Genomic DNA, 17543 nt, shown 5'->3' with positions numbered 1-17543 from the left:
GCGGGCGGTCCAGTTTCTCGACGCCTTTTCAACTTCATCCGGCCTTTGCGTCGCGCGGCGCCGCCGGGTGGCGTCGCGCCTCCCGAGCCGCTTATTCCGCGGCTTCAGCGACGGCTTCGAGCAGCATGAGGCCGGTGGCCTGCCTGATCGAAGCCTCGGTCTCGCGCGAAACCTCGCCGAGAGCGAAATGGATGGCCCCGTGCTCGGGGCTGCGGTGACGCCCAAGCACGTAGTGCCTGACGCCGCATTTGCGGTAGACGCGCGCCATCGGCGCCTCGTAGATGGCGACGATCTGCGAAACGCCGTGATCGAGGCCGAACAGGCACGTTCCGAGCATGATCTCGCAGGCCGCGCGCGACAGCCCGTTCGGCTGCATCCGCGTGTCGTCCGGCACGGCGAAGCGGGTCGCCTCCCAGATCGTCGGCGAACGAATTGTCAGCTCAGGGAAAAGCTTCTGGAACGGACCGCTGGCCATGTGGTCCGTCAAGGTGTTGAGCAGGCGGATCGAGCCGGCGAGCGTGCCGTCCGGCCGCATGCTGCAAACATAGACCGTGTCGTCGCGGTCGTATTCGTCGATCTCGAACTGGCCGTCGACGACTTTCACGTCCCATTTCTTCTGATCGACGAAAACCTGTTTGCGCTGGCGAAACATCTCCGCGAAAAGCTCGGGCCGTTCTTCGCGCTCGTAACCGTAGACGATGGTGATCATGATGGGCTCCGGAAGGAATTGGTGCGCCCAATATTCCGCCCGGTCGTTGGTCAGCATATTCCCCCGATCGGGGATATCAGGCGCGCGCATGATATCAGGCGGGCGCGAGGCAGGCTCGCCTTTCCCGCAATGCGCGAAACGCCCGCCTGCGGAACGTCCATGCGGCGGCGGACGACCCGCCCGGCGGCGGTCGAACATCTATTGAGATAAAAATTCTATATATTGAGAGGCGAGTCCGCCGCCTACCGGATCAGGCCCGCGCGAATCGCCTTGGTGACGGCGTGGACGCGATTGAGGGCCTGAAGCTTGAACCTTGCGGAATCAAGGTGCGCCTTGACGGTTTCGACCGAAATGCGCATCAGGACGGCGGTGTCGGCCAGCGACTTGCCTTCGGCCGACCATTCGAGCGCCTCGATCTCACGCTTGGTGATGGTGTTGAGGTCGAGTTCGTCCTCCTTGGCGTGCAGCCGGTACGCCCGCTGATGCACGTAATGCGCGATATGCACCATGTCCCGCGTCAGCTCGAAGCGGCGCTGGGCCCACTGCGAGTCGTTCTCGTCGGAGGTGACGGTGAACAGCGCCCAAAGGCCGTTGGTCGGGCCGCGGACGGGGATCGTCAGCCCCTGACGCCCTATGCCGGCGTCGCGCGCCTCCCCGAACAGCTTCTGGACCTTGCGCTCGCCGCGAGGGAGCCGCGCCCAGTCGATGGGGAGGACGGAGCGCGCGCCGATGTTATGCACAGGATCGATGAGTCCGTACCCTTCGTCCTTGTAATGCTCGACCCACGCCTCGCTGTAAGTCAGGGCGGTGAAAGGGTCGAGGACCGAGCGGCCGCGAAAGGACGGGCACAGATAGGCGATGTGGGCGAGGCTGTAATGCTTGCGGATATATTCGATGAAGCCGTCAAGCGTCTCGTCGCTTAGATCCGCTTCCAGATCGAGCAGCTTGCGGATATTGACTTCTTCGAGGCCCTGCATTCCACCACTCCCGCCGCGTCCGGCGCTTCTTCTCAGTTCCGCCTCCGCGCTTGGAGCGGCTCGCCTTTTCCTCAGGTCAGGCTTGTTCTAGAATATGAGCGAGTGATAATAACACTACGCCGCGCAAATACAATTATCGTTGAAACGCCCCTGCTTCCCCGTTTCCGACGAGGTTCAGTAAAATTGCAGATGAAACAGCGGCTTGCTGAAAGTCCATTTCTCCCGAATCGGCGGAGAAGTCACCGTAGAATCTCTTTCCTGTCCCATATAGGGCAGGATTTTCAAAATCTCATGTTGTATGGTGCCCCGAGTCGGCTGGGAATAGTGGTAGAATGAAAATCGTCAGCGAGCAGAGGGAAAGCGACACGCGCCAGAACATCGTTGACGTCGCCGAACGCCTGTTCAGCCAGATCGGATTCCAGAAAACGACCGTCGCCGACATCGCGCGCGAGCTGCGCATGTCGCCGGCCAACGTTTATCGGTTTTTTTCCGCCAAGGCTGAAATCAACGAGGCGGTCGCGCGGCGGCTCCTGTCGCAGATGGAGAAGGACGTCGACGCCGTCGTCGGCGGACGCGAGCCTGCGCCCGCCAAGCTGCGCGCCGCCATCGCCTCCCTCGAGAAGGCCAACGCGCAGCGTTTCGTCGCCAACCGCAAGCTTCACGAGTTGCTGGAGACGGCCTTCAACGAAAGCTGGCCGATCGTGCAGCAGCATTCCAGCGCGCTCAACGCCAGCCTCTCCGCGATCGTCGGCGAGGGCGTCAGGGTGGGCGAGTTCAGGATCGACGATTGCGACCTCGCCGCGATCCTTGTGCGCAGCGCCTGCGTGCGGTTCTGCCATCCGCGACTTATGGTCGAATGCGCCCAAGAGCCGGAGCCGACGCTCGACCAGATGGTCGATTTCTGCCTTGTGTCGTTGCGCGGCGGCGGAGCCGACGCCTGAGGGCTGCGCGCGGCGCCGCGAATCGGCTTCATCGAACCTCATGTTCCGCCTCTTGATGTTCAGGGGCGGCCGTGGTCGCGATGACCGCCGGCGCCAAGCTCGTCGACATGATGCGTCAGCTTCGCCAAGACTTCTACAACGGCGCTTCAATTTTTTTCGCCAAACTCTTCTTCCATCGCAAGAACCTGTTCCCGGCGGCGATGCGCTGGATCAAGCTTTCGCGCGTCGTGACGCCCTTGCGACGCAATGTCGCTCTTGGCGAAGCGGAGCAAACGACGCCCGCTCGGCGCCGGCGCAACCTTCAGGCGCGCGTCCGATCAGACCGACGCCGCCGCGCCGTCGACGAAAGCGCGAAACTGCGCAAGGCAGGCCTCGCGCGCGAACATGCTCGCCAGCGCGCGCCCGTCGCCGAGCGCCGGATGGCGACCTTCGGCCGCGAGCCGCGCAATTTCGACGGCCATCGCCTCGCTGTCTCCCGCCGGCACGAGAACGCCGACGCCGCTCAGCACCTCGTGAAGCTCGGTCCCCGCGTCCGCCGTCGCCAGCACGGGCTTGCCGCTCGCCAGCATGCCGCCGAGCTTCGACGGCAGCACCAGGTCGGCCGCGCCCCGCGACTGCGGCAGGATATGCAGGTCGGCGAGGTTCAAGAGCTCGCACAGCCGCTCCTCGGGCTGCAGCGGCAGGAAGCGCACGTTGGCGAGGTCGCCGTAGTCACGCATGAGGCGCGCTTTCTCTGGACCGTCGCCGGCGACGACAAAATGGACGTTGGTCCTGCCGGCGAGTCGTCGCGCGGCGTCGAGCGCGACCTCGAGCGCCTGCTTCGCGCCGATGTTGCCGGCGTAGAGCGCGACGAAATCGTCGGCGCCGAGGCCGAGCTCCGCGCGAAAGGCGTTTTGTCCCTGCATCGGACGGATCTTGTCGAGATCGACCCAGTTGCGCACGATCCTGAGCCGCGCCGGATCGACGCCCTTCTCGACGAGCCGCTTGCTCATCTGCCCGGAGATGGTGACGATCCCGTCGAAGCGCTTCAGCAGCCAGGACTCGAAGCCGAACAGCGCGCGCTTCAGCGCGCCGCCCCTGAGATGGCCGACCGCGAAGGCGGCGTCGAATTCAAGGTCCTGCACATGCAGAAGGAGCCGCGCGCCGAACAGCCTGGCGAAGAGGCCGGCGGGCGCGACCATCAGCGTCGGCTCGATGCAGAGCACCACGTCCGGGCGTTCCACGACGGCGGCCCAGAGAGCCGGCGGCAGGCTTGCGGCGGCGAAGCTCGCTGGCGCGATCAGGCGCCAGATTCCGCGCATCTCCTCTCGCAGGACGATCGGGCAGCGCGTGACCTTGACGCCGTCGAGCCGCTCCCTCGCGTAACGCCAGGCGCTGTAGGGCGCCCTCACGCGCCAGCCCGGATAATGCGGCGGCGCGGCGACGACGGAGACGTCGTAGCCGCATTCGGCGAGATAGGCGCCGATTTCTCCCGTGTAGCGCCCGACGCCGGTCATCTCCGGCGCGTAATTTTCGCCGACGATGAGGATCTTCAGACGCTTGTCGCCGGTCTTGGAGGAGGATCGCATCGAGGCCCATAAAGAGAGGCGCCGCGAGGAGGCCGCGCCTGCCGCGGCAAGCAAGGGCCGCGCCCGCGGCGATCCGGCGCCGATCGAAGCCGCCGCGGAGTCCTCCGGAGCGCGCGGCGAAAACCTTGCGGCCCGCAGGATCGGGCCGCAAGGCGTTTGCGGGAGAGGAGGCGGCTCGGCCGCCTTTCTACTACTGCACGTAGGTGATGCTGGGCAGCGCGCGGCCCTTGCCGAGCGCCTGCACGGCGGTCGGCCAGCCGGTGCCGGCGTTGGACATACCGATCGAGGCGTCGGTCACCGTGTTCACGAAATTGAAGAACTTCGTGAGATTGTAGGACTGCGCGTTGGCGACGAAGATCACGTCCCCGTTGCGCATCTGCGTGCGGGTCGCGATGAAATAGCCGCCCGGGTCGCGCAGATTGACCTGGAAGATGACCGGCACGAGATCACCCGAGAAGCGCGAGACGTCGACGCCGAGCAGCTTGGCGACTTCCTTCGGCTCGCGGCGATAGAGGAACACCGCGCTTGCGTCGGCCCGCACGTCGTTGAGGCCGCCCGCCTTGGCCACCGCCTCGGCGAGGTTGATGCGCCAGGCGTCGAAATTGAACTCGCCCTGCCCGGCTCCCTCGCCCGCGCCGCCGAAGACGATGAACTTCTGCTGTTCCTGATAGACGTAGATGCGGTCGCCCGGCTGAATGTAAATGTTGTTGGACGGGTTCATCACGAGGTTTTCGAAGGGCACCGTCGCGCGCTTGCCGCCGCGCTCCAGCATGACCCAGGTCGAGAAGCCCTGCCCCTTGATGCCGCCCGCGCGGGTGATGGCGTCGAGGATGCGGTCGCCCGCGCCGGTCGCAGGCACGGCGAAGCGCAAGGGCGTGTTCACCTCGCCGACGACGCTGATGAGGGAGGTGCGCTGCTGCGCCAGGCTGACGATGACCTGCGGCTCGATGGCGCGGTTCTTGATCCGGTTGACGATGTCGTTCTGGATCTCGACGTTGGTGCGGCCGGCGGCGCGCACGACGCCCGCGAAGGGAATGGTGATGTTGCCGTTGTTGTCGATCGCCTGGTCGGGCAGCGTCACATAGTTGCCGGGCCGCGCGCCGGCGTCGAGCGGGATGAACAGGCCGCCCGCGGTCGCCTCGAACACGGTGGACGAAACGATGTCGCCGATTCCGAACTTGATGTTCGAGGCCGGCTTGCGGTCGGTGAAGGTGCCGGCGAGGCCCTTCGGCTCATAGGCCGCGAGAATGTCGACGACCTCCGGCGAAAGCTTCACCAGGGCGTAGGGGAGAAGGTCGGATTTCTCGGACTGAACGTCGACCGAGACAGGGCCGTCGTTCGGAAAGAAGGAGCACCCGCCGACGCTCGCAAGAGCGCTGGCCAGCAGGGCTATCCCGGACACTCGCAATCCCCGCATGAATCTCATCCCCGCGTAATTCCCTGACAATTACTCCGCGCGGCCGGCGCGGGCCAGAGACTCTGACGCCCATGGCCGGGATTCAGGCCGGTATGGCGCAGCATGTAGCAATTTTGGCACAGCGCCGGTTAAGACACGGCGCAGGGAAGGCTCGGGACGGGCGCGTGGACTTCGGGTCAGCGAGGTCAGCGCCAGCCGTATTTTTAAAGGACGGGGAAGGACGCCGAAACCGTCGAAGGTCCATCGGCCAAGCCTTCGTTTCAGCCATTCTCTGATTGGGCGGAGCGAAGAAGCAGACGGCCCATTGCGCTCATGAGATCGTTCTGCGAGACGAGCCCCAGCAGCCGGTTTCCGGCGTCGGTGATGAGGACGGCGTGCGCTCGTCCGTCGACGAGGAGCGGTAAAAGGCTAAGCGCCGGCGCCGACGGCGAGGCTGTCGCAGGCTTGTAGAGCGCATCGGGAATTCGCGCGTCCACCCGCGCGAGCTCGCGCAGGCCGACTGCGCCTAACAGGCGTCCGCCGTCATCCGTGACCGGCAGAACGCGAATGTTGTGCTGCAGCAGGAGCGACATGGCCTGCTCTCGGAGCGCGTACGGCCGAATGGCGACGACGTCGCGGGACATGATGTCGGCGCAGCTAAGATTTCCGTGCGCGCGGATAATCGCCTGCAGCTCCACTTCCTGCAGCAGCCGCTCGATGTCGCGGCGATCGATGTCGAACACCTCGCCCAGCTTCGCCAGCGCCGCGTCGATATCCTCCTTTCGAAAGCCGACCCTCGCGGACGGGGGCGGGTCCGCAGTCCCATGAACATTGACCGGCGCGGCGGCTGGAACATGGGGATAGTTGCGGCGCGACAGACGGTGAAACAATATGCCCAAGGCCACCAGAATGCAGGAATTCAGCGCAACTGGCGCCAGCGGGAAAAACACGCCCCACTTCGCCACGGCCGGGCCGCCCAGCACGGCGGTCAAGGCGGCGGCGCCCCCCGGGGGATGCAGGCACCGCGTCAAGGACATCACGGCGATGGCGATGGCGACGCCCGCGCCGGCGGCGATCATCGGCTCATGGATGATCTGCCCGACAAAGAAGCCCGCAAACGCCGACAGCGTATTGCCGCCGATGATCGACCAAGGCTGGGCGAGCGGGCTGGACGGCACCGCAAACAGCAAAACGGCCGACGCTCCGATGGGAGCGACTAAAAATGGCAAATGCGGATCGTCGCCGAGCGTCAGACCACATACGAGCCCCGTCAGGCCGACGCCGATCAGAGCGCCGAGGCAGGCGATCAGGCGTTCGCGAAGATTTGCGCCCGCGAGGATCGGAACGAAGAAACGGAGCCGGGCGCCTCGCGGCTTGGCGAGGGAAGGATCGGAGGTTTCAGCCATACGCCCTGGCGCATTTTTCCAGCGAGGTTCTGACGTCTTGAGCAGGCTCGCGCTTGAATATTTTTACATCTGGCGCGCTCGTCGGCAATCCCGCGGCGCGCGTAGCGTCTCGTAAGGCGGGGGCCGTCGCCGGGCGTTCCAAATTCCCGACTCGTTCGGCACGGACGACGCTGAAGGGAGGACGCTGAAGGGAGAAAGCCGCGGCCCGTCATTCCTCCGTCATGAAGCCAATCGGGCGAAGGCCAATGACTGCGCCAGCAATTTTCGGGACGCAACGGGACGAACTAGAACGGAAGATCGGCTTTATCCGCATATTTTTCAGATAATTACGGACGAAGCAGAACGGGCCCGAACAGATGATGGCTCCCTGAGCAGGACTCGAACCTGCGACCGATCGATTAACAGTCGATTGCTCTACCAGCTGAGCTATCAGGGACCAAGCCGGCGCGCCGGACGGATGCGGCATATAGCAAGCCAGCCGCGGATTGCAAAGCGCCAATTCGAGCGCGCCCGCCAGGACATTTCTCGCGCCGCGGCGAGGGCGAAGCATTGCCTGCGCGCCGCCTCCTTTGCTATAGGCGGTGGCGCGTCGTCGTCGCGACGGGGCCTCGTGGCGGAGTGGCTACGCAGAGGACTGCAAATCCTTGCACCCCGGTTCGATTCCGGGCGAGGCCTCCATCGCGACACGCGCCGACGCCGCGCTCCGCCGGCTTCGACATCGCCGGGCGTTCGACATCGCCAGGCGGACGCCCGGAGTTCGGCCCATGCCTCGACGCGTTCCGCGCGCTCCCGCGCTTCCCGCGCCGCCGGTCTTCTCCCTCTTCATCTGCGCGCTGCTCGCCTCGCACGCCGTCTTCGCGCAGCCGCCCGAGACGACGCGCGGTCCGGCGCCGATGACGGTCAGCGTCGCGACGGCGAAGACGCAGTGCTTCGTCGACAGGCTGCGGCTCGAGGGGCTCGCCGTGGCGCGCGAGGAGATCGCGCTGCGGCCCGAATACGAGGGGCTGCAGCTCGCGCAGATCCTCGTCGAGGACGGGGCGAGCGTCTCCGCCGGCCAGCCGCTCGCGCAGCTGACGCGCCCGGACTGGCTGCCCGGCCTGCCGACCAAGACGACGATGACCGCGCCGGCGGCCGGAACGGTGCTCATCGGGCGAATCGCCGTCGGCATGCCCGCCTCGGCCAAGGCCGATCCGATGTTCACGATCGCGCGCGGCGGCGAGCTCGAGGCCGAGGCGCGGCTTCCGCTCGGCGCCCTCGCGAGGGTCAAGCCGGGGCAAATCGCGCGCATCGTCGCGCTCGACGGCGCCGAACTCGCCGGCTCCGTCCGCCTCGTCCTGCCGCAGGTCGATCCGATGCTGCAGCAGGGCCGCGCCCGCATCCAGCTCAGCTCATGGGCGGGCCTGAGGCCCGGCGCCTTCGTCACCGCCATCGTCGACGCCGGCCAGAGCTGCGGCCCCGCCGCGCCGCTGTCGGCGATTCTCTACGGGCCCGAGGGCGCAATCGTGCAGGCCGTGCGGGGCGACCGGGTGGAGACGCGGCGCGTCAGGCTGGGGCTCTCGGACGCGACGCAGGCCGAGATCGTCGAGGGGCTCGAGCCCGGCGACGTCGTCGTCGCGCGGGCCGGCGCCTTCCTGCGCGAGGGCGACCTCGTGCGGCCCGCGCCTTGAGCCGCGCCTTCGCCGTCCGGCGCGGGCGGCGGCCGCGAATCGAAAGGACGCCGCATTGAGCGCGCAAAGCTATCTGGTGACCGAGGACGAGGACGGGCTGCGGCTCGACCGCTGGTTCAAGCGGCGGATCCCTTCGCTGTCGCTGTCGCATCTCAACAAGATCGTACGCACCGGCCAGGTGCGCGTCGACGGCGCGCGGGTCAAGACGGCGACGCGGCTGGCGCAGGGCCAGAGCGTGCGCGTGCCCCCGCTCAACCTCGACGCGCCGGCGACGCCTGAGGCGCCGAAAATCTCCGAAGAAGACGCGAACGACCTGCGCGCGATGATCCTGTTCGAGGACAAGGACCTTCTCGTGCTGAACAAGCCCTACGGCCTCGCCGTGCAGGGCGGCTCGGGAATGAAGCGGCACATCGACGGCATGCTCGCCTCGCTGCCGAACGAGCGCGGCGAGCGGCCTGTCCTCGTGCACCGGCTCGACCGCGACACCTCCGGCGTGCTGCTCGTGGCGAAAACGCGGAAAATCGCCGCGGACCTCGGCGAGATTTTCCGCTCGCGCGAGGCGCGCAAGATCTACTGGGCGCTGGTCGAGGGCGTTCCCAAGCCGGCGCAGGGCAGGATTTCGCTCTATCTCGCCAAAGGCGAGGGCATGGAGGCGCGCCCGCGCCGCCCGGGCGAAGACCGCGCCGCGCTCGAGAAGATGCGCGTCGCCAGGCATGGTGACGAGGACGCGCGCCATTCCGTGACCTATTACGCCACCGTCGAGAGCGTGCCGCACCGCGTCGCCTGGCTGTCGATGAAGCCGATCACCGGACGCACGCACCAGCTGCGCGCGCATGCCGAGGCGATCGGCCATCCGATCGTCGGCGATCCGAAATATGGGCTGAAGCCGAAGAACGATCCGCGCCGCAACGATCCGCTGCGCGCCCTGCCCGATCAGGTCGAGCGCAAGCTGCATCTTCTGGCGCGCCGCCTCGTGCTGCCGCATCCGCGCGGCGGCGTCCTCGACGTGACCGCGCCGCCGCCGCCGCATATGGCGAACTCGTTCGAGCTGTTCGGCTTCGACGTCAAGCGCGCCGATCCGATCGAGGACGCGCCGGAATAGGCGCGGCTCGCCGGTTTGTCCTGCTTGACGCCGACGCGCCTCCGGTTGATACAGTTTACCCGTCAAAGTCTATTTGAGAAATTTGTATTGGGTGATAATAATGATTTCATTATCAAGCTACATCAGCGCATCCGCCTTTACGATTCTGGTGTGCGCCAATGGCTTTAACTCCGCGGCCGCCGGCGACAACACGAAACTTACGCTTCTCTATGAGTTCAAGAGCGGCGCCGATGGCTGCAACCCCTATTCGACGCTGGCGATGGACAAGGCCGACGCGCTCTATGGCATGACGATCAACGGCGGAAGATATGGCTATGGGCAGGCGTTCAGGCTGGCCCCGCCCGCCGCCGGAAAGACAAAATGGACGAAGGCAGCACTTTACGACTTCAGCATGGGAAAGGGCGGCTACCCGCTCGATAGGTTCTTTGAAAAAGGCGATCTGATCCTCGACAGGCAAGGCGCCGTCTATGGCGTCGCCTCGCACGGGGGAGCCTTTGGTTCAGGCGTGGTGTTCAGGATTGCGCCGCCTCCTGCCGGCGAGACTCGATGGCGATATACGGTGCTCTGGAGCTTCACGGGCCAGGCGGGCGGCGATACGCCGATGGGCGGCCTCGTGATGGACGCGGCGGGCGCGCTTTACGGAACGACGGAGGAGGGCGGCGCGAATGGCGTTGGCGCAATCTTCAGGCTGGCGCCGCCGACTGCTGGAAAAACCCAATGGACCTATAAAATCATCTACAGCTTCAAAGGTGACGCGGACGGAGCAAATCCGGTGGCCCCGCTCATTCTCGACGGACAGGGCGCCCTTTACGGCACGACGCCGTTCAACGGCTACGGCAAAAACGGCACGGTCTTCAAGCTGACGCCGCCCGCCGCCGGAAGGACGCTGTGGGCCAAGACCCTGTTGTATCGTTTCAACGGCCGCCCCGACGGAAGGAATCCACAGGCGAGCTTGGTCATGGATCCGCACGGCGTTCTTTACGGCACGACGCAAACTGGCGGACTTTATGATCAGGGATCGATCTTTCAGCTCACGCCGCCGGCGCAGGCGGGCGGGCGATGGAAGAAGACCCAGCTTTACAGCTTTTGGCCTCTCAGGCCGCAGCCGTATAACATGGGACAGCCGATGGCGCCGCTGGCGATTGACGCCAAGGGCGTCCTCTACGGCACGACGGGGTTAGTTTCTCTATGGGCGGCTGTTTTTAAATTTTCGCCTCCGGCAGCGGGCCACACATCCTGGACCGTCACCACGCTTCATCATTCCGACGGTCTCGAACATGACGTCGGCGCTATTTTTAGCGGCGTCGTCAGGAATTCGCGCGGGACGCTTTTCGGAACATCGCAGAATGGCGGATACGGCGTCTCCGATATTTCCGCCGGCTGCGGATCCGTCTATCAGCTTGAGTAAATCGCATCTCCAACGTTTTATGAAATGTTCGGTTTAAATTACGGACACAAGCAGGGCATTCAGGTCCAAACGAAATACGGCCAACGATTTGGCTACACTTGCCCGACGACATGAACATAGCGGCCGCCGTCACTTCTCCATCGGCACGCCGTGGCAGACTTTCGGGAAGGTCGGGGCGTTGAACTTCACCGGATCGCCGCAGCGGTCGCAGCCGGCGAGCGCGAGGCAGGACAACGCCGCCGCCGCGAGCGCCAGCCGCGACGGACGAAGGCCGCGTTTCGAAGAGCGCCTCTCGCGCAGCACGCCCGTCATCCGCCCCGCCTCCGCCCTTGCGTCGAACGTGCATATCGCGAAGTTCTCGCGCGGGGCAAGCGCGGGCCGGACTTTTCAGACCGTCGGCAGACGCGCGAAGCCGGCCGCCGCGCGCCGCGCGAGGTCCGTCTCATCCGCCTCGTCGAGCTCCACGCGCGCGACGCGCGCGGCGGGCGGTCCGCGCCAGAGCCTTTCGCACATGCGCGCGACGGCCCCGGCGGGGCCTGCGAGCAAAATCTCGACCTCTCCGCTCGCGCGGTTGCGCACCCAGCCTTCGAGCCCGAGCGCCTGCGCCTGTCCGCAGGCCCAGTCGCGATAGCCGACGCCCTGCACGCGTCCGGCGACCGTGGCGCGCAGGATGCGCCGGAAGGCGCCCGTCATGTCCTCGTCGCCCGTCATGTCCGGTCTCCGCGAGGGTGAAGAAACTCAAGCTCCGCCGAGGAAGTCGATGCGCAGGACATGGCCGTCGGGACACTGCGAGTTCGGCTGCGGCGAGGGGGTGGGAAAGAAATAGGCGTTGTCGCAGCTCTGGCTTCCGCCGACGCAGCTCGCGGCCGGATCGCCGCATTTGTCCGGATAATCGGCGGCGCCATGGGTCCCGTCGCGCGGCCCCCTGCACACATAGGTCGGCTGACCGGCGCACGAGAGCGAGACCGGAACATTATAGGAGGCGCCGCCGTCATTGGCGCATTTGTTCCTTTTCCAGTCGTCCGCAGTGCAATTCTGCGGAATGACGCTGATGTCGTACCAGGCGCAGGTCGCCATGCTCGCCGGATAGCAGCCGTTCGCGCCGGCGCCGAAATTGACCTCGATCATCGTCTGGTTGCGGGTCTGGGCGAGGTTGCAGTTGGGAAGCCGCCCGGCCGGAACCTGCGTCCGCGAGGCGCAAAAGCGCGCGATTCCGTTCGAGACCGGCGCGACGGCGGCGCATGAGGCGCCGGGCGCGAGGGCGAGTTGCTGATTGACGACCTTGCCCTGGCAGCCCGCCGCCCAGTCGATCACGCCGGGCTGCTGCGTCGTGTAATTGGTGAAGGCGACGTAGATGGTCGCCGCGCCGCTGTTCTTGACCACGACGTCGAAGGTCGCGCCGCCGGGCGCCGGAGCGCAGGCCCTGGCGGCGATCGCGCGGTCCACCGGGTCGGCGATTCGATGGCGCAGGCCGTCGGCGTCGACGAGCACGGGGTCGCCCGACGCCGGACACGTCAGCGTATAGCTCGCGGGGGTCGTCGGCGCGGCGGCGCGGGCGAAGGGGCCGCCGAAGCCGAATGCGCATAAGGCCGCCAGAAACGCGGCCCCGACCGATGCTTTCGCCATATGCCCCCTCCCATTCCATCGACGCGTCGCCGCCCGACGCCGGGATTTCGACGACCGGACCTTTCGGCGCCGGCGCGGAGGATGCCGCGAAATGCTGGCTCCGAGCTTGCGGTCAGTCGACGCCGATATTGTCGATGAGCCGCGTTCGCCCGAGCCGCGCCGCGACGAGAAGCCGGATCGGGCCGTCGGCGGCGGCCTCGACGGAAGCGAGGCTCTCGGCGCGGCGCGCCTCGAAATAATCGACGTCGAACCCGGCGGCCGCCAGCCGCGCGCGCGCGTCTTCAAGCGCCGGCGCGATCGGCGCGCCGGCGCGGATCGCCTCGGCGCAGACGCGCAGCGCGCGATGGAGCGCCGGCGCCCGCGCCCGCTCGTCGGCCGAAAGGTAGACATTGCGCGAGGACAGGGCGAGGCCGTCCGCCTCGCGCAGGGTCGGGGCGGCGACGATCTCGACGCCGAGGTCGAGGTCGCGCGCCATGCGCGAGATGACCTGAAGCTGCTGGTAGTCCTTCTCGCCGAACACGGCGACGTCGGGACGCGCAAGACAGAGGAGCTTCGCCACTACGGTGGCCACGCCGGCGAAATGCGTCGGGCGGAAACGGTCCTCGAGGCCCGCGAGCGCGGGCCCGCCGACCGAGACCGTCGTCGCGAAACCCTCGCCATAGACCTCGGCGACCGCAGGCGCATAGACGAGGTCGCCGCCCGCCGCGGCGAAGGCTTCGACGTCGGCCTCGAGCGCGCGCGGATAGGCCTCGAAGTCCTCGCCTTCGGCGAATTGCGTCGGATTGACGAAGATCGACATGACGACGCGGCGCGCGCGCGTCTTCGCCAGCGTGACGAGAGAGGCGTGGCCGGCGTGCAGCGCGCCCATCGTCGGCGTGAGCGCGACGCTCTCGCCCGCGGCGCGCCAGCGCGCGAGAATTTCGCGCAGCTCCGCGTCTGCGCGCGCGACCGCGACGCCTGCGATCTCGTCCATGGCCCGTCCCCGCCGGCCCTGTCCGGCGGCGATAGACTTAGCCGCCGCGCCGGCCTATTGCAAAGCCTCGCCAGCGGCTGCGGCCGCGTCATGCGCAACGCCGGCGCCAGACCGGAACCGCGAAGGGGAGCGATCGCCTTGTCCAAGCCCGTGCCCTCAGACCTCGCCTCCAACGCGCTGCATTACCATCGCTCGCCGCGGCCGGGTAAGCTCGAGATCCGCGCGACGAAGCCCCTTGGCACGCAATACGACCTCTCGCTCGCCTATTCGCCGGGCGTCGGCGCAGCCTGCCTCGCCATCGCCAGCGATCCGGCGGAGGCCGCCGAGCTGACCGCGCGGCAGAATCTGGTCGCGGTGATCACCAACGGCACGGCGGTGCTCGGCCTCGGCGACATCGGCCCCCTGGCGGCGAAGCCGGTGATGGAGGGCAAGGCCGTCCTGTTCAAGAAATTCGCCGGCATCGACGTCTTCGACATCGAGGTCGAGGAGAAGGACGTCGACCGGCTCGTCGACCTCGTCGCGGCGCTCGAGCCGACCTTCGGGGGCATCAACCTCGAGGACATCAAGGCCCCGCAGTGCTTCGAGGTCGAGCGCAAGCTGCGCGAGCGCATGAAGATTCCGGTCTTCCACGACGACCAGCACGGCACCGCGATGGTCGTCGGCGCCGCGGTGCTCAACGCCCTGGAGCTCAGCGGCAAGAAGCTGTCCGAGGTCAGGATCGTGACGTCCGGCGCGGGCGCCGCCGCCCTCGCCTGCGTCGACTTTCTCGTCGAGCTCGGCGCGAGCCCGCAGAACATCACCGTCACCGACATCGACGGCGTGGTCTACAAGGGCCGCCCGTCGATGAACGAGCGCATGGCGATCTACGCCCGCGAGACGGACGCGCGCGCGCTCGGCGACGTGATCGGCGGCGCCGACGTGTTCCTGGGGCTTTCGGCCGCCGGCGTGCTGAAGCCCGAGATGGCCAGGCGGATGGGCGAGAAGCCGCTGATCATGGCGCTCGCCAATCCGACGCCGGAGATCGAGCCCGAGGCCGCCCGCGCCGCGCGGCCCGACGCGATGATCTGCACCGGGCGCTCGGACTATCCGAACCAGGTCAACAACGTCCTGTGCTTTCCCTATATCTTCCGCGGCGCGCTCGACGTCGGCGCGACGACCATCAACGAGGCGATGAAGCTCGCCGCGGTCAGGGCGATCGCCGAGCTCGCCCATGAGCCGCCCTCCGACGTCGTGGCGCGCGCCTATGGCGGCCAGTCGCGGCAGTTCGGCGCGCAGAGCCTGATCCCCTCGCCCTTCGACCCGCGCCTCATCCTGCGCATCGCCCCCGCCGTCGCGAGAGCGGCGATGGAGAGCGGCGTGGCGCTGCGCCCGATCTCCGACTTCGCCGCCTATGAGGAGACGCTGGCGCGCTTCGTTTTCCGCTCGGGCTTCATCATGAAGCCGCTGATGCAGGCCGCCAAGCGCGATCCGCGCCGCGTCGTCTACGCCGAGGGCGAGGACGAGCGGGTGCTGCGCGCCGTGCAGATCGTCGTCGACGAGGGCGTCGCCAAGCCGATCCTGATCGGGCGCCCCGACGTGATCATCGCCCGGCTCGAGCGTTTCGGCCTCTCCGTCAGGCCCGACCGCGACTTCGACCTCATCAACCCGCTGGACGATCCGCGCTACCGCGACTATGTCGCGACCTATCTCGAGCGGGCCGGCCGGCGCGGCGTGACGCCCGACAACGCCCGCACCAAGGTGCGCACCAACACCACGGTGATCGCCGCCGTCGCGCTCGTGCGCGGCGACGCCGACGCCATGCTCTGCGGCCTCGACGGGCGGTTCAAGTCGCGGCTCGCCTATATCCGCGACATCATCGGCCTCACGCCGGGCGTCACCGATTTCGCGGCGATGAGCCTCGTCATCACCGCCAAGGGCCCGTTCTTCATCACCGACACGCATGTGCGCGACGACCCGGCGGATTTCGAGATCGCCGAGACGGCGATGCTGTGCGCCCGCCAGGTGCGCCGCTTCGGCCTGACGCCGAAGGTCGCCTTCCTGTCGCACTCGGACTTCGGCTCGGACGACGGCGCCTCGCCGCGCAAGATGCGCCGCGCGCTCGAAATCCTGCGCGTCCGCGCGCCCGACATCGAGGCCGACGGCGAGATGCAGGCCGACGCCGCCCTGTCGGAGAGCGTGCGCGAGCGGCTGGTGACATCCTCTCCGCTCGACGGCGAAGCCAACCTGCTCGTCATGCCCAATCTCGACGCCGCCAACATCGCCTATTCGCTGGCGGTGAGCCTCGCCGACGCGCTGCCGGTCGGCCCGCTCCTGATCGGCGGCGCGCGGCCCGCGCATATCATCCGTCCCTCGACCACCTCGCGCGGGATCGTCAATCTGACGGCTTTCGCCGTCGTCGAGGCGCAGGACGAAAGACGCGACGCAAGGCCGCAGTCCGCCGCCTGAGCGCCGCCGCGCGCGGGCGGCGCTTGCGGCCCGCGCCGGACGCGCCGTATGACTTGACGAGCGGCCGAGCGGCGCGAGGCCGCGGGCGCCGCTCGGCGCATGATTTGCGGGCGCAACAAGGACGCGGTCGGTCGACGCCGCGGGCCGCGCGACTGGCCAAGGCCGCGCCCTTCATGCTATGGCGTGGCCTGCGCCAATGGCGAGTTTGCGCCCAGACCAGCAACAGATCAAAGGTAACAGCCGCTTATGACTGCACAAAAGACAGCCTTGATCACTGGCGTCACCGGCCAGGACGGCGCTATCCTCGCCGAGCTTCTTCTTTCCAAAGGTTATATTGTGCACGGCGTGAAGCGCCGTTCTTCCTTGATCAACACCGACCGCATCGATCATCTTTATCATGATCCGCATGAGGAGGACGTCGGCTTCTTCCTGCACTACGGCGATCTGACCGACTCGACCAATCTCATCCGCATCGTCCAGGAAGTGCAGCCCGACGAGATCTACAATCTCGCCGCGCAAAGCCATGTGCAGGTGAGCTTTGAGACGCCCGAATACACGGCGAACTCCGACGCGCTCGGCACGCTGCGCATCCTCGAGGCGATCCGCATCCTCGGCCTGACGGGGAAGTCGCGCTTCTACCAGGCCTCGACCTCCGAGCTCTACGGCAAGGTGCAGGCGGTGCCGCAGAGCGAGACGACGCCGTTCTATCCGCGCTCGCCCTACGCCGCGGCCAAGCTCTACGCCTACTGGATCACGGTGAACTACCGCGAAGCCTACGGCATGCACGCCTCGAACGGCATCCTGTTCAACCATGAAGGCCCGACCCGCGCCGAAACCTTCGTGACGCGCAAGATCACCCGCGCGGTCGCGGCGATCCATCTCGGCTTCCAGGACAAGCTCTACCTCGGCAACCTCGACGCGCAGCGCGACTGGGGCAACGCCAAGGACTATGTCGAGGGCATGTGGCGCATCCTGCAGCAGCCCGAGCCCGACGACTATGTGCTCGCCACCGGCGAGATGCACACCGTGCGCGAATTCGTCGAGAAGGCGTTCGCCGAGATCGGGATCGCCATCGGCTGGAAGGGCGAGGGCGTCGAGGAGCGCGGCTTCGACGTCAAGACCGGCAAGACCCTGGTCGAGATCGATCCGCGCTACTTCCGTCCGACCGAGGTCGAGCAGCTGCTCGGCGATCCGACCAAGGCGTACAAGAAGCTCGGCTGGAAGCACAAGACCACCTTCGCCGAGCTGGTGTCGGAGATGGTGGCGAGCGACCTCGTCGTCATGAAGGCGCGCGGCCGGGTCTGAGGACGCGAGCTAAATCTTTG

At 66.9% G+C, this 17543-nt stretch carries 15 protein-coding genes and 2 tRNA genes; 7 read left to right on the top strand and 10 right to left on the bottom strand.

Annotated features, from left to right (window positions below):
* Positions 1-91: 91 nt before the first annotated feature.
* Together ACE3OG_RS01325 and ACE3OG_RS01320 are read right to left on the bottom strand one after the other, a co-directional pair.
* Positions 92-709, bottom strand: coding sequence for an acyl-homoserine-lactone synthase (locus tag ACE3OG_RS01325; RefSeq protein ID WP_374305319.1), 618 nt, complete (start codon positions 707-709; stop codon positions 92-94).
* Positions 710-951: 242 nt separating this feature from the next.
* Complete coding sequence (locus tag ACE3OG_RS01320; protein ID WP_374305317.1) at positions 952-1686, bottom strand: autoinducer binding domain-containing protein; 735 nt, start codon at positions 1684-1686, stop codon at positions 952-954.
* Between the two features lie 332 nt (positions 1687-2018).
* Here ACE3OG_RS01320 and ACE3OG_RS01315 point away from each other — a divergent pair, with 332 nt between their 5' ends.
* On the top strand, positions 2019-2627 hold the full coding sequence (locus tag ACE3OG_RS01315) for a TetR/AcrR family transcriptional regulator (RefSeq protein ID WP_374305315.1): 609 nt from the start codon (positions 2019-2021) through the stop codon (positions 2625-2627).
* A 317-nt stretch (positions 2628-2944) separates the two neighbouring features.
* Here ACE3OG_RS01315 and ACE3OG_RS01310 read toward each other — a convergent pair whose 3' ends face one another.
* The 4 genes from ACE3OG_RS01310 to ACE3OG_RS01295 all read right to left on the bottom strand — a co-directional run bounded on the left by ACE3OG_RS01310 (position 2945) and on the right by ACE3OG_RS01295 (position 7433).
* Entirely contained in the window at positions 2945-4195 is a 1251-nt protein-coding gene (locus ACE3OG_RS01310) for a WcaI family glycosyltransferase (protein WP_374305313.1), read from the bottom strand.
* A 190-nt stretch (positions 4196-4385) separates the two neighbouring features.
* Positions 4386-5612: a polysaccharide biosynthesis/export family protein gene (locus ACE3OG_RS01305; protein WP_374305311.1), complete on the bottom strand. Its 1227-nt coding sequence runs from the start codon at positions 5610-5612 to the stop codon at positions 4386-4388.
* 260 nt (positions 5613-5872) lie between these two features.
* Positions 5873-6997: an HPP family protein gene (locus ACE3OG_RS01300; protein ID WP_374305309.1), complete on the bottom strand. Its 1125-nt coding sequence runs from the start codon at positions 6995-6997 to the stop codon at positions 5873-5875.
* A 360-nt stretch (positions 6998-7357) separates the two neighbouring features.
* Positions 7358-7433 (bottom strand) — tRNA-Asn (locus tag ACE3OG_RS01295).
* A 168-nt stretch (positions 7434-7601) separates the two neighbouring features.
* Between ACE3OG_RS01295 and ACE3OG_RS01290 the strand changes: the two genes are divergently transcribed.
* The 4 genes from ACE3OG_RS01290 (at position 7602) to ACE3OG_RS01275 (ending at position 11174) form a co-directional block, all read left to right on the top strand.
* Positions 7602-7675 (top strand) — tRNA-Cys (locus ACE3OG_RS01290).
* Positions 7676-7761: 86 nt separating this feature from the next.
* Entirely contained in the window at positions 7762-8664 is a 903-nt protein-coding gene (locus ACE3OG_RS01285) for an efflux RND transporter periplasmic adaptor subunit (protein WP_374305307.1), read from the top strand.
* Between the two features lie 55 nt (positions 8665-8719).
* Positions 8720-9766, top strand: coding sequence for an RluA family pseudouridine synthase (locus tag ACE3OG_RS01280; protein ID WP_374305305.1), 1047 nt, complete (start codon positions 8720-8722; stop codon positions 9764-9766).
* Positions 9767-9866: 100 nt separating this feature from the next.
* Complete coding sequence (locus tag ACE3OG_RS01275) at positions 9867-11174, top strand: choice-of-anchor tandem repeat GloVer-containing protein (protein WP_374305303.1); 1308 nt, start codon at positions 9867-9869, stop codon at positions 11172-11174.
* Between the two features lie 129 nt (positions 11175-11303).
* Here the strand turns inward: ACE3OG_RS01275 and ACE3OG_RS01270 are convergent, their stop codons facing one another.
* From ACE3OG_RS01270 to panC, 4 genes are all read right to left on the bottom strand, one after another.
* On the bottom strand, positions 11304-11486 hold the full coding sequence (locus ACE3OG_RS01270; protein WP_374305301.1) for a hypothetical protein: 183 nt from the start codon (positions 11484-11486) through the stop codon (positions 11304-11306).
* Between the two features lie 75 nt (positions 11487-11561).
* Positions 11562-11885: an acylphosphatase gene (locus ACE3OG_RS01265; RefSeq protein ID WP_374305299.1), complete on the bottom strand. Its 324-nt coding sequence runs from the start codon at positions 11883-11885 to the stop codon at positions 11562-11564.
* Between the two features lie 27 nt (positions 11886-11912).
* Positions 11913-12800, bottom strand: coding sequence for a hypothetical protein (locus ACE3OG_RS01260; RefSeq protein ID WP_374305298.1), 888 nt, complete (start codon positions 12798-12800; stop codon positions 11913-11915).
* Between the two features lie 112 nt (positions 12801-12912).
* Positions 12913-13773, bottom strand: a complete 861-nt coding sequence (gene panC / locus ACE3OG_RS01255) for a pantoate--beta-alanine ligase (RefSeq protein ID WP_374305296.1) — start codon at positions 13771-13773, stop codon at positions 12913-12915.
* A gap of 90 nt (positions 13774-13863) precedes the next feature.
* On the opposite strand from panC, the gene ACE3OG_RS01250 reads away from it, so the two are divergent.
* Both ACE3OG_RS01250 and gmd read left to right on the top strand, forming a co-directional pair.
* The gene (locus tag ACE3OG_RS01250) at positions 13864-16218 is read left to right on the top strand and encodes an NADP-dependent malic enzyme (RefSeq protein ID WP_374305294.1); all 2355 of its coding nucleotides are present in this window, start codon (positions 13864-13866) and stop codon (positions 16216-16218) included.
* A 246-nt stretch (positions 16219-16464) separates the two neighbouring features.
* Entirely contained in the window at positions 16465-17523 is a 1059-nt protein-coding gene (gene gmd, locus ACE3OG_RS01245; protein ID WP_374305292.1) for a GDP-mannose 4,6-dehydratase, read from the top strand.
* Positions 17524-17543 lie beyond the last annotated feature (20 nt).

It is taken from the genome of Methylocella sp. (assembly GCF_041905455.1).
Classification (GTDB): Bacteria; Pseudomonadota; Alphaproteobacteria; order Rhizobiales; family Beijerinckiaceae; genus Methylocapsa.
This window is presented reverse-complemented; position numbering and strand designations above follow the sequence as displayed.

Bases quoted from the DNA above. Each gene is read 5' to 3' on its own strand.
- ACE3OG_RS01325 (WP_374305319.1), bottom strand. From the start codon at position 709: ATGATCACCATCGTCTACGGTTACGAGCGCGAAGAACGGCCCGAGCTT.
- ACE3OG_RS01320 (WP_374305317.1), bottom strand. From the start codon at position 1,686: ATGCAGGGCCTCGAAGAAGTCAATATCCGCAAGCTGCTCGATCTGGAA.
- ACE3OG_RS01315 (WP_374305315.1), top strand. From the start codon at position 2,019: ATGAAAATCGTCAGCGAGCAGAGGGAAAGCGACACGCGCCAGAACATC.
- ACE3OG_RS01310 (WP_374305313.1), bottom strand. From the start codon at position 4,195: ATGCGATCCTCCTCCAAGACCGGCGACAAGCGTCTGAAGATCCTCATC.
- ACE3OG_RS01305 (WP_374305311.1), bottom strand. From the start codon at position 5,612: ATGCGGGGATTGCGAGTGTCCGGGATAGCCCTGCTGGCCAGCGCTCTT.
- ACE3OG_RS01300 (WP_374305309.1), bottom strand. From the start codon at position 6,997: ATGGCTGAAACCTCCGATCCTTCCCTCGCCAAGCCGCGAGGCGCCCGG.
- ACE3OG_RS01285 (WP_374305307.1), top strand. From the start codon at position 7,762: ATGCCTCGACGCGTTCCGCGCGCTCCCGCGCTTCCCGCGCCGCCGGTC.
- ACE3OG_RS01275 (WP_374305303.1), top strand. From the start codon at position 9,867: ATGATTTCATTATCAAGCTACATCAGCGCATCCGCCTTTACGATTCTG.
- ACE3OG_RS01270 (WP_374305301.1), bottom strand. From the start codon at position 11,486: ATGACGGGCGTGCTGCGCGAGAGGCGCTCTTCGAAACGCGGCCTTCGT.
- ACE3OG_RS01265 (WP_374305299.1), bottom strand. From the start codon at position 11,885: ATGACGGGCGACGAGGACATGACGGGCGCCTTCCGGCGCATCCTGCGC.
- ACE3OG_RS01260 (WP_374305298.1), bottom strand. From the start codon at position 12,800: ATGGCGAAAGCATCGGTCGGGGCCGCGTTTCTGGCGGCCTTATGCGCA.
- panC (WP_374305296.1), bottom strand. From the start codon at position 13,773: ATGGACGAGATCGCAGGCGTCGCGGTCGCGCGCGCAGACGCGGAGCTG.
- ACE3OG_RS01250 (WP_374305294.1), top strand. From the start codon at position 13,864: ATGCGCAACGCCGGCGCCAGACCGGAACCGCGAAGGGGAGCGATCGCC.
- gmd (WP_374305292.1), top strand. From the start codon at position 16,465: ATGACTGCACAAAAGACAGCCTTGATCACTGGCGTCACCGGCCAGGAC.